Source organism: Sorangium sp. So ce176, from assembly GCF_051519835.1.
Classification (GTDB): domain Bacteria; phylum Myxococcota_A; class Polyangia; order Polyangiales; family Polyangiaceae; genus Sorangium; species Sorangium cellulosum_G.
Genome location: NZ_CP150371.1, coordinates 8,827,157 through 8,845,763, shown reverse-complemented (window position 1 = coordinate 8,845,763; position 18,607 = coordinate 8,827,157). Strand labels below are relative to the sequence as shown.

The 18,607-nt window shown below is 76.0% G+C and carries 6 protein-coding genes; 2 read left to right on the top strand and 4 right to left on the bottom strand.

Annotation, left to right across the window (positions count from 1 at the left end; all coding sequences use genetic code 11):
* The first annotated feature begins 73 nt into the window (after positions 1-73).
* Complete coding sequence (locus tag WMF42_RS33365; protein WP_061605664.1) at positions 74-1,342, top strand: PAS domain-containing protein; 1,269 nt, start codon at positions 74-76, stop codon at positions 1,340-1,342.
* A 258-nt stretch (positions 1,343-1,600) separates the two neighbouring features.
* On the opposite strand, the gene WMF42_RS33360 is transcribed toward WMF42_RS33365, so the two are convergent.
* The 4 genes from WMF42_RS33360 to WMF42_RS33345 form a co-directional block, all read right to left on the bottom strand.
* On the bottom strand, positions 1,601-2,218 hold the full coding sequence (locus WMF42_RS33360; protein ID WP_437686934.1) for an AAA family ATPase: 618 nt from the start codon (positions 2,216-2,218) through the stop codon (positions 1,601-1,603).
* Positions 2,219-2,311: 93 nt separating this feature from the next.
* Complete coding sequence (locus tag WMF42_RS33355) at positions 2,312-3,322, bottom strand: methyltransferase (RefSeq protein ID WP_437686932.1); 1,011 nt, start codon at positions 3,320-3,322, stop codon at positions 2,312-2,314.
* Between the two features lie 194 nt (positions 3,323-3,516).
* On the bottom strand, positions 3,517-4,065 hold the full coding sequence (locus WMF42_RS33350) for a hypothetical protein (RefSeq protein ID WP_061605662.1): 549 nt from the start codon (positions 4,063-4,065) through the stop codon (positions 3,517-3,519).
* A gap of 551 nt (positions 4,066-4,616) precedes the next feature.
* Entirely contained in the window at positions 4,617-5,300 is a 684-nt protein-coding gene (locus WMF42_RS33345; protein WP_061605661.1) for a hypothetical protein, read from the bottom strand.
* Between the two features lie 714 nt (positions 5,301-6,014).
* On the opposite strand from WMF42_RS33345, the gene WMF42_RS33340 reads away from it, so the two are divergent.
* The gene (locus WMF42_RS33340) at positions 6,015-18,284 is read left to right on the top strand and encodes a tetratricopeptide repeat protein (protein ID WP_437686930.1); all 12,270 of its coding nucleotides are present in this window, start codon (positions 6,015-6,017) and stop codon (positions 18,282-18,284) included.
* The last annotated feature ends 323 nt before the right edge of the window (positions 18,285-18,607 follow it).

Sequence of the window (18,607 nt, the reverse complement as noted above, 5' to 3'; positions counted from 1 at the left end):
CCCGCTGCGCCGGCGGACGCCGCGAACCCGGCTCGTGCGCTCGCGCCCTCCGGTGTTGTGATAGAGGTGGCGCATGACGTCGGTCGAGGATCTCAAGGCAGAGCTCGCCCGCGTGCGCGAGGAGAACGCGGCGCTGACGCGCGAGCGGGACGAGGCGCGCCGCGAGCGGGACGAGCTGCGCACCGCCATCCTGGGGATGCCGGCTGCGATCGGGGTGATGGTCGGCCCGGAGCACGTGTTCACGCTCGTGAACGACGCGTGGCGCGCCCTCGAGCCGTCGTACGAGCCCCTCGGCAAGCCCCTCGTCGACGTCATCCCGCCGCCCCTCGGGCCGCGCGTCGCCTCGATGCTCGATCGCGTCTTCCAGACGGGTGAGCCCTTGATCGCCGCCAACGTGCCTTTCTCGCTCCCGGGCTCCACGGAGGGGCGCTTCCTCACCTTCCATTACAGCGCGCTGCGCCGGGAGAGCGGCGAGATCTTCGGGATCGTCTTTCACGGCATGGACGTGACCAGGCAGTTCCGCGCGCAGGAAGAGGTGCAGTCGCTGAACAGCAGGTTGCGCACCCTCCTGGCCCTGGCCGAGAACGCGCCGGACGGCATCGTGGTCACCGAGCGCGGCCGGGTGACGTACGCGAACCCGGCGTTCCGCCGCATGTCCGGGTACGGCCAGGAGATCGTCGAGGCGACGTTGCCGGACCTGGTCGACGACGAGAGCTGGGCGCTCCTCGAGGCCCGCCGCCAGGAGGGCGCGTCGCCCGGCGCGATCCAGGCCAGCATCACCTGCTGCCGCCGCGACGGGAGCACCTTCCCGGGGGAGATCTCGACGTTCCCCATCCGCGACGAGGGCGGGCAGATCGACGCCGAGGGCGCCATCTTCCGCGATCTCACCGAGCGGCGGCGCGCCGAGCAGGAGCAGCAAAACCTGCAGGAAGATCTCATCGCCGCGCAGCAGCGGGCGATACGCGAGCTCTCGACGCCGCTCATCCCGCTCGCCAGGCGGCTTGTCGTGATGCCGCTCGTGGGCACCATCGACAGCGCTCGATCCGAGCAGATCCTCGAGACGCTCCTCCAGGGCATCGCCGCGCACAAGGCCGCGGTGGCCATCCTGGATACGACGGGGGTGCGGAGCATGGACGAGCAGGTAGCGAGCTCCCTGCTCCGGACCGCCGGCGCCGCCCGCCTGCTGGGCACGGAGGTCATCCTCACGGGCATCTCGCCAGAGGTCGCGCGCGCCCTCGTGGAGATCGGGACCGATCTGAGCGGGGTGGTCACGCGCGGGACGCTGGAGGCCGGGGTGGCCTACGCCCTCGGCCGGCGCCGCCGGTCGAAGCGCAGGCCTTGAAAAAGCCAAGGGAGGGACGACAACGTTCGACCCGGGACAGCCCAGCCCTGGACGCCATCATGACCGAATGTTCTTATTGCGGCGCCGTGCGCCTCGAGGTCGACGACGCGGAGGCCAAGGTGCTCGCGACGTAGGATGAGCTCGGCAAGGGGTTCATCGCGGCCGACGCCTTCATCGAGGTCGTCGTCAAGGCGCTGACCCACCAGCAAAACGTCTTCGTGCCGCGCTGATCGCGCGCGGAGCTGGCCGCGTCGCCAGCTAGCCCTCGGCGGACATGATCCTCACGTCATGTCCTTCGCGCTCCACGTCATCGAGCGGCTGCCACATGTCGCTCGCCAGCTCGAAGATGGGAGGCGGTACCACCATCGAGAACGTGTCTCCCTTCTGATCATTGCGTCGCTGCACACGCTCGCGGCGCACGTCGCGCGGCGCATCCAGCACGTAGATCGTCAGATCATGCCCGCCGGCGTCGACCCGCTCGTAGAGCCTCGCTCGCTCGTCCCGGCGAATGAGGCCAATCTCGAGCACGACATCGGAGCCCACCTCGAGCAGCCTCTCGGTCAACCTCCAGATCTGCTCGATGCACCGCCCGGTCCTCTCGATGTACCATTCCATGGTGCCCGTGGACGGGCGGTCCGGGCTGAAGAGCGTCGCCATCCACTCGTCCAGGTTCATCCGCGCGGCGCGCTGCTCTCGAGAGAGCCGCAGCGCGAACGTCGACTTGCCGGCGCCCACCGGGCCCACGATGAGGTGGATGCGCGGCGTGTTGCGCGGAGCTGCGCGCTGCTCGTCAAGGGCGGCGCGCCTCGCAGACGTTCTCTCCTCGGTGGTCGTTCTCTCGGTCATCGATCTCTCGGTCATCGATCTCTCCGTCATCGTTCTCTCCTCGCGCAGCGAGCTCGTCGCGAGCGGCTCAGAAACGAGGACGCCAGCCGGAGGGCTGGCGATTCATCAAACGACCCCGGACGTTCAGGCGGCAGAGGCTTCGATCACGCTCAGCATGGCGGGCGTCTTGACCACGCGCTCCAGGCGCAGGTCGGCCGCAGCGAACATGCTGCGAAACTCCTCCTCCGTTCGCTCGCGCCCCGGCATCGAGACCATCATCAACACGTCGAGCAGCTTTCCCGGGTGCGGCTCGTTACCGGGCGGGATCACCGTGTCCACCACGACGACGCGACCGCCCTCGGCGAGGGCCCGGCGGCACACGCGCAGGATCTCGATCGCCGTCTGATCCGACCAGTCGTGGAGAATGCGCTTCAGGATGATGCAGTCGCCGCCTGGTACTTCCTTGAAGAAGTCGCCCGTCGCGAGCTCGCAGCGCTCCGAGAGGCCCGCTGCCCCGATGCGCGCGTCGCGCAGGACGTGAGCGGCGTCGAAGAGCACGCCGCGAGCCGACGGCGCTGCCCTGAGCACCTCGATGAGGAAGCCGCCGTGTCCGCCGCCCACATCGACGACGCGCTGAAAGCGGCTGAAATCGTAAGAGCCCGCGATGGTGGCGTTCTCGGAATCGGAGAAGCTGGCCATGCCGCGGTGGAAGATGGGGCCGACCGAGGGATCGCGGGCGAAGTGCTCGAAGAACGGAGCGCCGAAGATGCGCGTGAACTGCGTCTCGCCCGTGCGCACTGTGCTCCCGAGCTTGCCGGCTGGCATCCAGAAGGTCTCGTGGGAGACCATGAGCACGGCGTCGCGCATCGATCCCGGCGCGTTCGTGCGGAGCACGTCTGCGGCCGGCGTGAGGGCGAAGCGCCCGCTCTCGTCTTCGATGAAGACGCCCACCGTGGCCAGCAAGCGCAGCGCTCGGTAGAGGGGCTGCGCCTGCACCCCCAGCTCGTCGGCGAGCGACGCGGCGGATCTCGGCCCTGCCTCGAGGCGATCGGCGACGCCCAGCTCGGCGACCGCATTCAGCGCGGCGGAGTAGAGGTATGCCCAGCTCAGGTGGATAATGTGTTCATGCGGTGAAGCGGCAGAAGCGGGGTCCATACGCCAACCAGTACGGGACTTCTCTGCACCTCGTCAAGCCGCGACATGCGCGACCGACGCGAGCCGCATGAAGTCGACCTTCACGCCGGCTTCCTCGAACCACCCTTTCTGGAGGCGATCTCCCGAGCCGCGCGCGACGCCTCGCCGGCCGTCGTCCGATCCAGACTGCCAGCGAGGCGCGTCCTGCGAGGACCTCAGGGTTGAGCGGCGCCCTGACCACCGCCGTCGTCGTCGTCGTCGCTGGCGGCGAGATCGGGGCACTTCTGCGTGATGAACGCGCACTCGGTGACAGGCGCCTCGATCGTGCTCACGGGGGAATCGCACGTGAGCGCGCGGAGCCTGGCGACGTGCGCGAGGAGGCAAGCCTCGTACTCGGCCACGGTGGCGGTGCAGCCGGTGCGCGCGTCGGCGGGCGGCAGACAGCTCGGCGGCGGCGCCGGCGCGGCGTCGTCCGGCTGCGTCTGCGGCTGATCGGCCTCGGTCATGCATTTCTCCTTCACCGCGGTGCACGCCTGCCCGACGGTGGACCACAGGATGCCGGCGAACTCACAGGTATCTTCCTTGGAGAGCGAGAGGCTCGGCGCGATCGTCTGGCACGCAGACGCGACGTCCGCGTCCGTCAGGTCCTTGAGCTGCTTGCTGCTCAGAGCGGCAGATATCGGAGCGGCGGCCAGATCCTTGCCGCCCCAGAGGACGAGCGACAGGAAGACCGAGAGCGCCCCGAAACGAGTCAGTCGGTTCATTCGTTCTCTCCCTTGTACGAGCGGCCGTCTCCGGCCGCCCGGGGGCTCGGAGCAACCGACGTACCGGTGGCCTCGTTGTGCACGATGGGACCGCGCGCGGCGACCGCGCGGCGCGCGAGAAAGCATCGGTCTTCCAACCTTCCTGCCTTCCTGCTCGGGCGCTCTGACGAGATCCCGCGAGATCCACCCTGCCGGCCTGCCCCTCCGGCGCGCGTGCGCGCGCGCTGGCCAGCGCGGGCAAGATGGGCACAGCGCTGCTCGCCGCGCCGGAGAGCCTCCGTCTCACCGTGGACGGCCCTCGCGCTCAGACGAGAACAACATGAATCACCAGGACGCCAGGAAGAGAATCCTTGATGGATTCTTTTGGCGTCCGTGGCGTGCTGCCGGTTTTCTTTCTCCGGGCCGCTGTGCCGGGCGTGCCCGAGCCTCCCTGCAGGGCGAGAGCTGGGCTGTACCGCGGGGACGAGCGGGGTGGCGGCGATGTAGGCATCAACGCGCGGAGCGCAGGGCAGCGGCGCGCGCGAGCGCCGGCTGGCCGGGGGTGATGGCCGTCAGAGGAGGTCCCGCTCCCCGCCCGGATACACGAAGGAGCTGCGGGGCGCGTGCCACGAGGCGGTCGTCACCACCTGCAGCGGGCTCCCGGGCCGCAGCGCGTACACCGGGTGATCCTTCGCGAGGAACTCGACGGACAGGAGCTCGAACGGGTCGGCCATGTCGGCGATATAGGGGTAGTTGCCGGCGGTGAGCCGGTTCCCGACCTTCGTCACGTAGGTGAGGTGTCCGCGCGCGACCGTGCCGATCTTGTTGCCGACACGCGCTGTCGTCCGGATGATGGGCACGCCGTCCACCGAGGTCGTCGCCACGAGCTCCCGGCCGCGCAGCTCGAGCGTCGTCTCCCCGGGCGACGCCGGCACGCCGCGCTCGGCCACGTACCGTCGCACCGCGTCGGAAGAGTTGAAGTAGTGCGTGAAGAACCGCGCCGGGCTCCCGCCGTCCGGCGTCGTGTGATCCGCGAGATCCAGCCCAAGGTAGGTGAGAGAATACGCGCCGAAGCCGGACGTCTGCTCCGGCCTGTCGACCACGTACTGGTTCATGTAAATGGCCCTGTTCGCGGCGGGCCTGATCCCGCTCGGCAGGAGCGCGGCGGCGGCGTCTGGATCGGCTGGGACCCAGCTCGAGTAGAGCATCCGGCTATCGATGACCATCTGCGGCGCGGCGAGCTTCGACTCCGACATGGTGCTGTCTTTCTCCCCCCCCGGGAAGGACGACCACTATCACAGCTCGCCGTCCGGTGATCCGCGGCCGCCCGGGAGAGAACACCGGAGTTGCGCGGTCAGGAGGTGAGAGGCTGTCGTCGAATCTGCCGCTCGCTCCGCGCGCCGTCGGAGCCCGGAGCCGGCGGCGGCCGTCTGTCGAGCCGATGGCGCCCTGCAGGCGCGGCCGCAACGGCGGACCTGGCGCGCGTCAGGCGCCGGCGATTGCCGCTGACCGATCTCGCGTGCTGAACCACGGAGAGACACTGGCCGTCGGTCGGTGCCCCGAAGACAGCTCCGCCGCGCGGATCCATCTCCGTCTCCGGCGAATCCACCGCGTGCACACGGCTGCCGCGACGCTGTAAACGCTGCTCTTGCGGGCGAACCCAGCCGTCCGCGAGCCCGTCGCTCGCGCAGGAGGGCGCGGCGGCACCACGGCCAGGCTGCGCGACCCGGACAGCCGTGCAGGCCACCGCTGTCGCATCTCCTCCTCCACGCCGCGCCGCGCCGCGCCGCACGACCGCCGCCTGCAGCGATCGGCGGCTGCCCCGCCCGCGCGGGCCCCGATCCCCGAGCCCATTTGGGAAACGCTCCTGTTACCTTGGGCGACGCTCCGCAGGCACTGCGGCGCAGGTTCGAGGGCAGCGCCGGCACCCCGGCCTCTCGCCCCATCGCCAGCCGAGGTTCGGATCCAACATGCAGCAGGACACGAAGGGCGCACGCGTCTCGTTTCGTATCGAGAACCTCGAAGCCGCGCTCGAGCAGGGGATCGACAACGAAGCGGCGGCGCTCGACGTGCTCGTGGCCGCCGCGGCGAAGGGGAACCCGCACCCGGAGCTCTGGGCGAAGCTCCACGAGGCCGCCGCGCGCCACGACAGGTTCTCCGAGCTCGCGTTCGCTTACGAGCGCTTCGCCAGCGAGCGGCGGTTCGGGATGCTCCCGCAGGCCGCCCAGGCCGAGGTCCTCGTGCACGCCGCCGAGTTCCTCGCCGACTCCTTCGGCGACCCCGGCGGCGCGCGCCCCTACCTGGAGCGCGCCCTCTCCGTCCTGCCGTCGCACCAGGAGGCGTTCGTCCGGCTCGAGCGCATCCTCAAGGAAGCGAACGAGCCGCCCAGGCTCGCCGACCTCTACGCCCTCGCCGCGAACCACCGCCCCGACCGCGCCGAGCAGCTCGCGCTGCTCCGCCGCGCCTACGAGCTCGTCGAGGCCAGCGGGAAAGAAGAGGAGCGCGCGATCAAGCTGCTCCAGCAGATCCTCAGGATCGACCTGGGCGACGCCGCGGCGCGCTGGGCGCTCGAGGCGCGCTACGCCCGCGCCGGGCGGCTCCAGGACGTCGCGCGCCTGCTCGAGCAGGCGCTCGCCACGGACCCGCCGCCCGCCGACGCGCTCGAGATCCGCGCGCGGCTCATCGACCTGTACAGCGGGCCGCTCAAGGAGCTCGAGCGGGCGCTGCCCCACGTCGAGGAGGTGCTCGCGCAGAACCCGGCCCACGAGGGCGCCTTCCGCGCCGGCGAGGCCCTGCTCGGGCGCAAGACCGCCCTCGTGCGCGCCGCGGCGGCGCTCGAGGCCGTCCACGCGCGGCGCGGGAGGACCCAGGAGGCGGCGCGCATGATGTCCCTCCAGGTCGAGAACCTGCGCGGGCCACGCCGCGTCGAGGTGCAGAAGCGGCTCGTCGAGCTGCTCTTCCAGAAGGTCGGCGACCTCGCCTCGGCGTTCTCGCTGTCGGAGCAGATCCTCGCGGTCGACCCGTCGGACGAGGCGGTGCGCGAGCGCTTCGTCGCGCTCGCGTCGGCGCTCGACCGCCGCGTCGACGCGGCGCGCGTGCTCGTGCGCGCGTCCTCCGGCGCCAAGGAGAAGCCGCTCCGGGCGCGCATCGCGGCCGAGCTCGGCGAGCTGTACGAGGGCCTCGGCGACGGGCGGAAGGCGCGCGCGGCGTTCCAGCAGGCGCTCGACGGCGAGCCCGACGCCGTGGCCGTGCGGCGCGCGGCGCGCGGGCTCGCGAAGCTCTGCGAGCGCGAGCGCGACGCGCGCGGGCTCGCGGGCGCGCTCGAGCGGCTCGTCGAGGCCGAGCCGGGGGCCGAGGCGCGCGAGGCCGCGGCGGAGCGGCTCGCGCGCCTCTACGAGGAGGAGCTCGGCGACATCCCGGGCGCGATCGCGGCCTACCGCAAGCTCGCCGAGGCGGGCTCCTCGCGCGAGCCGCGCGCGCTCTCCGCGCTCGAGCGGCTGTACGACGCCACGGGCGGGCACGAGGGGCTCGCGTGGGTGCTCGAGCGGCGCGCCGAGGCGGAGCCGGATCGCCGCGCGGCGCGGGTGCTCGCCTTCCGCGCGGCCGAGCTGCGGACGCGGCTGCCGGACCTGCCGGGCGCCGTCGCCGCCTGGCGCCGCTACCTGGCGGCGTTCGGGGCGTCGCGCGAGGCGCACGCGCGGCTCATCCCGCTGCTCGACCAGGAGCGGCGCTGGGCCGAGCTCGAGGCGCTCCTCGAGGCCGAGGCCGAGCTCGCCGCCGGCCAGGAGCGCGCCTCGGTGCTCGCCCGGATCGGCGCGATCCGCATGGCGCGGCTCGACGACCCGGCGGGCGCGCTCGCCGCGTACCGCGAGGCGCTCGCGCTCGATCCGACCGACCGGGCGAGCCGGCTCGCGGTCGAGAAGATGCTCGGGCCGCCCCCGGGCAGCGGCGCCGGGGGCAGCGGCGCGGAGTCGTCGCGGCAGAGCGCCCACCTCCACCTGACCGACGACCAGCGGATCGCGGCCTGCGCGGTCTTGGAGCCGATCGCGCGCGCGGAGGGGGCGGCGCCGCTGCTCGTGCGCGTGCTCGAGACGCGGGCGGAGATCGCGCCCGCCGCGTGGGCCGAGGGCGCGCCCGCGGCCCTCGCGGCCGACGTCCGGGGCAGGCTCGCGGCGCTCGAGGAGGCGGTGGGCATCGCCGAGCGCGAGCTCAGGGACCCGAGGCGGGCGCTCGACCTGGCGGCGCGCGGGCTCTCGCTCGCGACAGCGGCGGCGCCGGAGCGGCTCTCCCGGTGGGTCGCCGAGGTCGAGCGGCTGACGGAGCACGGCAGCGAGTCCGCGCGGCGCGCGCCGGCGCTCGCCGGGGCGCTCGGCGACCGCGCGGTGGACAGCGCGCCGCTGTCGCACCTCGCGCGGCGCGCGGGCGAGGCGCTGCTCGCGAGCGGCGACGTGACGCAGGCGCTCGCCCTCTACCGGCGGGCGCTCGCGTTCGAGCCGTCGTCGCCCGAGCTCATCGCGCGGGTCGACGCGCTCCTGCGCGAGCAGGGCAGCCCCGAGGAGCGGCTCGCGCTCTACCGCGAGGCGCTGGCGCAGCCGTGCCCGCCGCCGCGGCGGCGCGAGCTGCTGCACGCGATCGGCACGATCCAGCGCCGCGATCTCGGCGACCTCTCCGGCGCGGCGGCGACGTACCGCGCGGCGATCGAGGACGATCCGGGCGACGACGCGGCGTACGAGGCGCTGCTCGAGACGTACGCGGCGGGCGGCGCGTGGGACGCGCTCTACGGCGCGCTCGCCGAGCGGCTGCAGGGCGTCGCGCCCGAGGAGCGCGTGGCGCACGAGCTGCGCATGGCGGACGCGGCGGCGAGGGGCGGGGACGTCGCGGGCGCTGTCGCGCACTACCGCGCGATCCTGTCGGGCGGCGCGGCGCTCTCGGACGCGGCGCTTTCGGCGATGGAGGCGCTCGCGCTCTCCGCGGGCGAGGCGCCGCTGCTCCGCGACGCGCTCGAGCGGCGCGTCGCCGCCTCGGGCGATCCGCAGGACGAGGCGCTGTGGCTGGAGCGGCTCGGCGACCTCGCGGCGTTCGGGATCGGCGCCGCGGGAAGCGCGCGCGCCGCGGATGCCGCGCGCGGCGCGGAAGACGCGGAAGAAGCGGGCGACGCGGCGACCCGCGCCGCGGCCGCGCCGGGCGATCTCGAGGAAGCCATGGCGGCGTGGCAGCGGGCCGCCGCGCTCGCCGAGGGGTCGCTCGCGGACCCGGAGCGGGCCCAGAAGCTCTACGAGCGCGTGCTCTCCGTGGCGCCGGAGCACCGCGACGCCGCCGGTCGGCTCGTGTCGCTCTACCGCAAGCAGGGGGCGTGGGACCGGCTCGCCGCCGTCGGCGAGGTCCTGCTCGACACAGCGCCGACAGACGAGGAGGCCCTCGCCGCGCTCGCGCTCCTCGAGGACGCGGCGATCCGGGCGCGCACCGCGTCGCGCTTCGTCGACGCCGCGCTGAAGGTCCGCGACCGCGTCGCCTCCGAAGGGGAGGGGAGCGCGGCCGCCGGCGAGGCGGCGGCCGAGGCCCGCGTCAACGACGCCGCGCTCGCGCGGGCCCGGGCCCGCGGCATCGACGCCGCGCTCGCGCGCGTGCTCGCCGCCGATCCCGACCGGCAGGACGACGCCGCGGCCGTCTACCGCCGCCTGCTCGCGCCGCCCGCGGCCGGCGACGCCGCGCCCGGCGCGCTCGACACCGGCGCGCTGGAGGCGTTCCGCGCGTTCCTCGCGCAGAGCCCGGACACGCTGGCGCGCCGCGTGGACCGGCGCTGGCTCTTCACGTTCGTCGCGGAGCGCGCCCACGAGGGCGAGCGCCTCCGGGCGCTCGCCGCGTGGGCCGCGTGGGAGGAGGAGATCGGCGACCGCGCGGCGGCCGCGGCGCTCTACGCGCGGCTGATCGAGGCGGACCCCGAGAACGACGACGCGCTCGCGGCGCGGGGGCGCCTCCTCGCCGACCTCGGCGATCACGAGGGCGCGGCCGAGGTGCTCGCGATGCGCCGCGACCGCAGCGAGGGCAGCGCGCGCGTGGCGCTCGACGTCGAGCTCGCGACGCTCCTGCTCGACAGGCTGGATCGGCCGGCCGACGCGCTCGACGCGATCGCGCCCGCCATCGAGGCCGGGACGATCGAGCCCGCGGTGCTCGACGTCGCCGAGCGCGCGCTCCGGCGCCCCGAGACGCAGGCGCGCGCCGCGCTGCTCCTCGAGCGGGCGTGCGACGCGCTCGATGACCCCGCGGCGCGCGTCGCGCTGCTCGAGACGCTCCTCGCGAGCTCGCCCGCGCCGCGCCCGCCGGCCGACGCGGCGCCGCGCCCGCCGGCGGACGCCGCGCCGGGCTCCCCGCGCGGCGCGCTGCTCGACGCGGGCAGGCTCGCGGCCGAGCAGCGCGCCGCGGTCCGCCGCGGCTGGTTCGAGCGCCTGCTCGAGCTCCACGACCAGGACGTCGATCGCGGCCTCGAGGTCGCGCTGCGCGCGGTCGCCGAGCTGCCGGGCGAGCTCGCCCTCTGGGAGCGGATCGAGGACCTCGGGCGCCGGGCGAAGCAGCCCGAGCGCGTCGCCGCCGCGTACGCCGCGGCGCTCGACGGCGCGGGCGCTGGCGAGGCGCTCCCGCCCGACGTCATCGAGGAGATCGGCCGGCGCGGCGTCGAGCACCACGAGGAGTGGTTCGACGCGCCCGAGGCCGCCCTCGCGCTGCTCCGCCGGCTCGTGGAGCTCGTGCCTGGCTCGCTCTGGGGCTTCGAGCGCCTGAAGCTCGCCTACAACGCGGCCGAGCGCTGGGAGGACCTCTTCGCGCTCTACGACGCGATGCTCGAGCGCACCCCGGCGGCCGACGAGCGCGTCTTCCTCCTGGAGGACGCCGCGGCCGTCGCCCGCGATCTCGCCGGCGACGGCGAGCGCACGATGCGCTACCTCGAGCTGCTCCTGCCGCTCCAGGACGACGCGCGCACCCGCGCCGCGCTCGAGCGGCTCTACGAGCGGCACGGCAGGCACCGCCCGCTCATCGACCTCCTGACGGCCGAGCTGCCGAGGCTCTCCGGCGAGGCCGCGGAGCGGCTCCGCGAGCGGATCGCGCTGCTCTGGATCGACGGGGTCGGCGACGCCGCGTCGGCGCTCCCGGTGGTCGAGCAACTCCTCGACGCGCGCCCCGCGTCCGGCGCCGCCTTCCCGTTGCTCGAGCGGATCCTGGGGGCGATCCCGCCCGAGCAGGCGCCCGCCGGCGAGGCCGGCGCGCTGCCCGCGCGCGCGGCGCGGCAGCGATCGGCCGTGCTGCTCGCGCGGCGCTACCGCGAGGAGGGGCGGCCCGAGGACCTCGTGCGCGTGCTCGAGGTCCAGCTCGAGGGCGCCGACGTCGACGACCGCCCGGCGCTGCTGCGCGAGATCGTGCGGCTCCGGCGCGACGCCCTCGCCGACGAGCCGGGCGCGTTCGCGCGGCTCGCCGAGCTCGTCGAGCTCCGGCCGTCGGACGCGGGCGATCGCGCCGAGCTCGGCGACCTCGCCGAGCGCCTCGGCCGGCACGACCGCCTCGCCGAGGTCCTTGCCGCGGCCGAGCCGCGCGCCGGCGATCCGCAGCAGGCGCTCGCGCTCGTCCGCGACGCGGCGCTCCTCCGCCGCGACAGGCTCCGCGACGCGGAGGGGGCGCTCGCGCTCTTCCGCCGGCTCTTCTCGCTCGCCGAGCGCCACGGCGACGCCGCGGCCGCGCGGGACGCCGCGCGCGCGCTCGACCGGCTCTTCGCCGAGGGCGATCGCGTCGCCGAGCGGTGCGACGTGCTCGACACGCTCGCCGCGATCGAGGAGGACCCGGCGGCGCGGCGCGCGGCGCTGGGCGAGCTCGCGCGGCTCGCGTCGGCGCGGCTCGGCGACGAGGCGCGGGCGATCGCCGCGTACTCCGCGCGCCTCGCCGACGACCGGCAGGACCTCGAGGCGCTCGACGGGCTCGCGGACATCCTGGAGGCGGGCGGCCGCTACCGGGAGCTCACCGCCGTGCTGGAGCGCCGCGCGGCCGTGCGCGGCGGCGAGGGCGCCCGGCGCGATCTCGCGCGCGTCGCGCGGCTGTTCGAGCGCGAGCTCGGCGACGTCGAGCAGGCGGTCGCCACCTGGCGCCGCGTCCGCGAGGAGCTCTCCCCCGACCCGGAGAGCGGCGACGCGCTGGCCGCGCTCTACACGCGCACCGAGCGCTGGGGCGACCTCGTCGCGCTGCTCGAGGCCGAGGCGATCGCGGCCGGCGCGCTCCCCGGCGGGGCCGGCGCGGCGCGCAGCGCGGAGCTCTTCCGGCGGCTCGGCGACGCGCACCGCGATCGCACGCTCGCGTGGGAGCGCGCCGTCGAGGGCTACCGCCGCGCGCACGAGGCCGAGCGGGCCGCGCGCGGCGTGCTCGGCGAAGCAGACGAGCGCGCCCCGGGAGGCGAGGGCGAGCGCGGGGAGGGGGCCGCGCGCGGGTCGTCGACGGCGCGCGCGGGCCTCGAGGAGCTGCTCCGCCGCGTCGATCCGGCGTCGGCCGAGCACCGCGGCGCGCTGGTCGCCGCCGTGGGCGCGCTGCTCGAGATCTGCGCCGCCGCGGACGACTGGCGCGGCCAGGTCGCGCTGCTCGAGCCGCGGCTCGCCGCGGCCGGCACGGACGCCGATCGGGTCGCCATCCTGAAGGCCTCCGCCGCGCTGCTCGAGGAGCGCGGGGGCGACCGCGAGGGCGCCTTCGAGCTCGCCTTCCGCGCGTTCCTGCTGTCGCCCGGCGGCGAGCCGCCCGAGGGGCTCCTGCGGCTCACCGAGGTCGCGGCCCGCTGGCACACGATCGCCGAAGCGCTCCCCGCGCTCGAGCGCCGCGGCGACGTCCCCGCCGCCACGCTCCGCGACCTCACCTTCCGCGTCGGCCGCTGGCACCGCGACGCGCGCGCCGACCAGGACGCGGCCGAGCGCGCCTTCGAGCAGGCGCTCCTCCACGACCCCACGAGCAGCGCGATCCTGCTCGATCTCACGGAGCTCCTGCGGCTCCGGCGCGGCCCCGCGCTCGTCCCGACCCTGCTCCGGCTCGCCGCGGCGACGGGGCACGACCTCGCCCTCTACCGCGAGGCCGTCGAGACCGCGCGCGACGTCGCGGGCGACGCGGCGCGGGCCCGCGAGATCGCCGCGGAGCTGCTCGAGATCGCCGTGCGCCGCCTCGGCGAGGAGGACGCGCAGGCCCCGACCCCCGGCGCGTGGCCGCCCGCGCGCGCCGCCCTGTGGGCCATCGACGCGCTCATCGGCATGCTCGCGGACGCGGGCGACGGGCCGCAGGTCGTCGCGCTCTGCCGCCGCGGCGCCGCGCTCCCGCTCGCGTCGAGCGAGCGACGCCGGCTGCTGCGCGTCGCGGCCGAGGCGGCGGAGCCCGAGGAGGCGATCGCCCTCTACGGCGGGCTCTTCGACGAGGATCCGACGGACGAGCCGGTCGGCGAGCGCCTCGCGGCGCTGCTCCACGCGGCCTCGCGGCGCGACGAGCTCGTGCGCCTGCGCGAGCGGCAGATCGAGGTCTCGGCCGACGTCGAGCGCCGCGTCGCCCTCCGGTACGACGCCGCGGAGCTCCTCTCGGACGCGCCGCGCGCCGCCGAGGCGATCGCGCTGCTCCGCCAGAACCTCGCCGAGAGCCCCGGCCACGCCGCCTCGATCGATCGGCTCGCCTCGCTGCTCGAGGCGGGCGGCCTGCACCGCGAGCTCATGCTGCTGCGCGAGGAGCAGGCGACCGCGCGCGAGGCGGCCGGCGGCGGCCCGGCGGCGGCCGAGCTCTGGCTGGAGGCGGCGTCGCTCGCCGAGCACGAGCTCAACGAGCCCGAGCGCGCGATCGCGAGCTACCGCCGCGCCGCGGAGGTCGGCTCCGTCGAGGCGCTCGACGCCCTCGCGCGGCTGCTCTCGCGCCGCGGCGAGCCCGCGGCGGCCGCCGAGGCGCTCGAGCGGCTCTGCGCGGGCGCGCCGGCCGACGAGCTGCACCAGGCCGCGCTCCGCCTCGCCGACGCGTACCTCGCCGCCGGCGAGGCCGACCGCGCCCGCGCCGCGCTCGAGCGGGCGCTGCCCCGCGCCGCGCAGCCCGCGCCGCTCCGCGAGCGGCTCGCGTACCTCTACCGCGCGTCGGGCGCGTGGGGCGCGCTCGCCGCGCTCATCGCGGGCGACGCCGCGCGCGCGCGCGGCGAAGGGGGCGACGCGCCGGCCCGCCTCGCGCTCCTCCGCGAGGCCGCGGACCTCTACCTCACCCGCGGCGGCGCGCCCGCCGCCGCGATCCCGCTGTTCGACGAGGCGATCCTCCTCGCCCCGGACGACCTCTCGCTGCGCCTCGCGCGCAGCCGCGCCCTCTCCGCCGCGGGCAGGACCGAGGACGCGACCGCGGCCCTGCGCGGGATCATCGCCGACTTCGGCGCCCGCCGCCCCAAGGAGCGCGCGCTCGTCCACGACGAGCTCGCCCGCGTCGCCCTCGCCACGGGCGACCGCGCCCGCGCGATGGCGGAGTTCGACAACGCGCTGCGCATCGACCCCGCGCACACGGGCGCGCTCGACGGCCTCGCCGTCCTCGCGCTCGAGGACGGCCAGCTCGAGCGCGCGCACCGCGCCTACCGCGCGCTGCTGCTCGTCGCGCGCCGCCCCCGGGACGAGGGCGACGGGCTCCCCGGCGCGCGGCGGAGCTCGCTGCCGCCGGCCCGCTCCAGCCTGGCGAGCCGCCCGGCGGCGACGTCGTTCAGCCGGGCCGAGGTCCTCCTCGCGCTCGGCGAGATCGCGCGGCGGCAGGGCGCGCCCGATCGCGAGGCCGAGTACGTCGAGTCGGCCTTCGAGGCGGCGCGCGAGAGCGAGGCCGAGCACGAGAAGCTGCTCGCCGCGCTGCGCGCCCGCGGGCGCCACGACCTGCTCGCCCGCGCGCTCGAGGCGCGGCTCGGCGGCCCCGCCCTCGAGCCCGCCGAGGACGCCGCCGCGGCGCTCGGCGAGCTCGCGTCGCTCTATGAAGGGCCGCTCGATCGCCCCGAGCCCGCGCTGACGGCCCGCCTGCGCGCGCTCGACCTCACCCCCGGCGCGGGGGCCGCCCACGACGCCGCCCTCGAGCTCGCGCGCCGGCTCGACCAGGTGCCCCGGTACCTCGAGCTCGTCGAGCGGCTCGTCGCCCGCGCGGCCGGCGAGCCGCACGAGGTCGCGCTGCTGCTCCGCTTCGGCCGCGCCCTCGAGCTCGCGCCGGGCGACCCGGAGCGCGCCGCGGCCGTCTACCGCCGCGCCGAGGCGAGGATCGCGGCCGGCGCGCCCTCGGCGGGGCGCGATGCGGAGCGCGACATGAGCATCGACGTCGAGCAGCTCTGGCGCTCCCTGGAGGCCATCTACGAGCGCCTCGGCGACCGCCTGGCGCAGGCCGACGTCCTCCGCAAGCGCATCGCCCACGCCGACGCCGCGCCGGCGGCCGGCGCGGGCCCCGCCGATCGCGCCGATCCGCGCTACCGCCTGGCCTCGCTGCTCGCGGCCGATCCGGCGGAGGTCGATCCGGCGATCGCGCTCCTCGAGGAGGCGCTCGACCTGCGCGCCGAGCCGGATCGGGCCGAGGCGATCCTGCGGCACGCGCTCCGCACCGATCCGCGGAACCCGAGCGCCATCCGCCTCTTCGAGCGGCTCGCCCGGCAGAGCGGGCGCCCGCGCGCCCTCGTGGACGCGCTCCTGCTCCTCGCGGAGATCGAGGGCCCCGGGGTCCTCGAGGAGGCGGTGCGCACCGCCCGCGCGCTCGGCGACCGCGAGCAGGCCGAGACGATCCTGCAGCGCATCGTCGGCGTGGTCGCGCCGCCCTCGTCCGATCCGCCCGGCGCCGCGTGGGCGCTCGTCGCGCTCGCCGAGCTCCGCGAGGAGGCCGGCGATCTCGCGGCCGCCGCGTGGCTGTCCGAGCGCGCCGCGCGCGCCTCGGCGCCCGAGGAGGAGCGGGCGCTGCTCCTGCACGCCGCGGCCCTCGCCGCCGGCCCGCTCGACGACGTCGGCCGCGCCGCGCGCCTGTACGAGGAGCTCCGCGGCCGCGAGCCCGCCGAGCGCGAGATCTGGATGCCGCTCGCCGGCGTGTACCGGCGGAGCGGCGACGCCGCGCGGCTCTCCGCGCTGCTCGAGGAGACGGTCCCCCTCGTCGACGACATCTCCGAGCGCTGCGCGCTGCGCCTCGAGCGCGCGCGCCTCCTCGCGCGCGAGTCGCCGGCGCAGGCGGCGCTCCTGCTCCGCGACATCCTCGACGAGGATCCGACCCAGGTCGAGGCCGCCATCCTCCTCGCCACGATGCTCGAGGAGGCCGGCCGCACCGAGGAGCTCGGCGAGCTCTTCGCGCTCCAGCTCGACGCCGCGAAGGATCGCGCCGATCTCGCCTCGATCGCCTCGATCTCGATGCGCCTCGGCGCCCTCCTCGAGCAGCGCGGCGACGACCGCGGCGCGCGCGACGTGTACCTCGGCGCCGCGGACTGGGACGGCGCGAACCGCGACGTCCTGCGCGCGCTCGTGCGCCTCGGCCGCAAGCGCGACACCACCGACGACCTCGTCGACGCCCTCGAGAAGCTCCTGCGCGTCGAGCAGGGCGGCGAGGCGGCGCAGATCGCCCTGGAGCTCTCCGGCCTCCACGCCGCGCGCGGCGACGACGCCGCCGCCGAGGCCGCCCTCAAGGCCGGCTACGCCGTCTGCCCGGCGAGCGACCGGCTCCGCGAGGAGCTCGCGTCGCGCTACGCGGCCCGCGAGGCGTGGCACGCGCTCGCCGACCTGCACGTGCTCACCGCGCAGGTCGCGGGCACCGACGAGGCGCGCGTCGAGTCCCTCTGCCGCGCCGCCGAGCTCCTCCGCGATCGCGCGGGCGACGCCGCCGCCGCGGCCGAGCTCCTCGAGCGCGCGCTCCGCGTCGCCCCCGGCGATCGCGACGTCCTGCTCGCGCTGATCGACGCGTGCGGCGCGGTCGGCGAGCACGCCCGCGCGGCCCGCGCGCTCACGGCGACCCTCGAGGCGAGCCCGGACGACCCGTGGCTCTACCGCGCGCGGGCCGAGGTGTACGGGGCGCTCGGGCAGGGCGACAGCGCGCTCGCCGATCTCGAGCGCGCCCACGCGCTCGGCGGCGCCGAGTACGCGCGCGAGCTCATCGCCGGCCTGGAGCGGGCGCTCGAGCGGGCGGCGGCGCGGCCCGCGGACGCCGAGCCCGCGGAGCCCGCGTCGGAGGGGGCGGCCGCCGTCACGCCGCGCGCGCTCCGGCTGCGCCTCGCCGAGATCCTCGCGCGCTCGGGCGATCTCGAGCGCGCGCGCGCTCACCTGGGCGATCTGCTCCACGCCGACGCCAAGGATCGCGCGGCGCTCAAGGCGCTCGCCGGCCTCGAGGAGTCCGCCGCGCGCTGGGACGCCGCGAGCGCCGTCTACCGCAGGCTCATCGCGCTCGAGGAGGGCGAGGCCCTCGTCGCCACCGCGCTCCGCCTGGCCGGCGCCTGCTCGCGCGCCGGACACCTGGGCGACGCGCGCGGAGGGCTCGAGCGCGCGCTCCGCGCCGCGCCGGGCAACGCCGCGATCCGCGATCGCCTGCGCGCGCTCTACGCCGAGATCGGCGCGAGCCGCGAGCTCGCCGCCATCACGCTCGAGGACGCCGCGGCCGCGCCCGACGTGGCGGGCCGCTTCGCGCTCCTCGTCGCCGCCGGCCGCCTGCTCCTCGAGGTAGGCGACGCGCCTCAGGCCGTCTCAACGCTCCGGGAGGCGCGCTCGCTGCGCCCGCAGGATCACGAGGTCGGCGTCTCGCTCGTTGACGCCCTCACGGCCGCCGGCAACCCCAAGGAGGCGCGCGCGGTCACTGCGGAGCTCATCGCTGCCAACAAGGGTCGTCGCTCGCGGCTCCTCGGCGCCGTCTACCACCGCCTCGCGCGGATCGAGGACGCCGAAGGGAATCCGCGCGAGTCGCTGGTCGCGCTCACGAGGGCGCTCGAGAACGACCCTCAGAACGGCGAGCTGGCCATGGCGCTCGGCGAGAGCGCGCTCGGGCTCGGCGAGCAGGACATCGCCGCGCGCGCTTACCGCGCGGTCACCCTGATGAAGATTGCCCCTGAGCCCGGTGAGGCTGGCACCACGCTCGCCGCGCGCGCGCTCGCCTATTACCACCTCGGCGCGATGGCGCTCGCCGCCGGCGACCGCCGGAGAGCGCGCCTGATGCTCGACAAGTCCGTCTCCGAGGACGCCTCCCTCGAGGCGGCCCGGGCGCTCCTCGACGAGCTGCGCGCCGGCTAAACCCCCCTCCCGCGCGTCTCCTCAGGTATGCCCCGGTCGCGGCCGCGCCCCTCGCGGCCGCCCGAGGCGGCGCCCCGGCGCCGCGGAACCGCGCGATTCCAGCCGCCTTTTTGATGTGTCCTTGGCACCTCTCCGGCGCCTCTCTGGCCCATCCACGCGCCGCTCCGACGCCCTTCCCAGCGCCTCGTTCCCCCTCTGGCGCACCGCTCCGCCGCGGCCTTTCAGGCGTCCGCGCGATGCCCGTTCTCAGAAATCGCGTTTTCTCCCCGCATTTTTGTCTTTTTTTGTCCTGTTCAGTGTGTAAGGTTCGCTGAGGCTGCGCG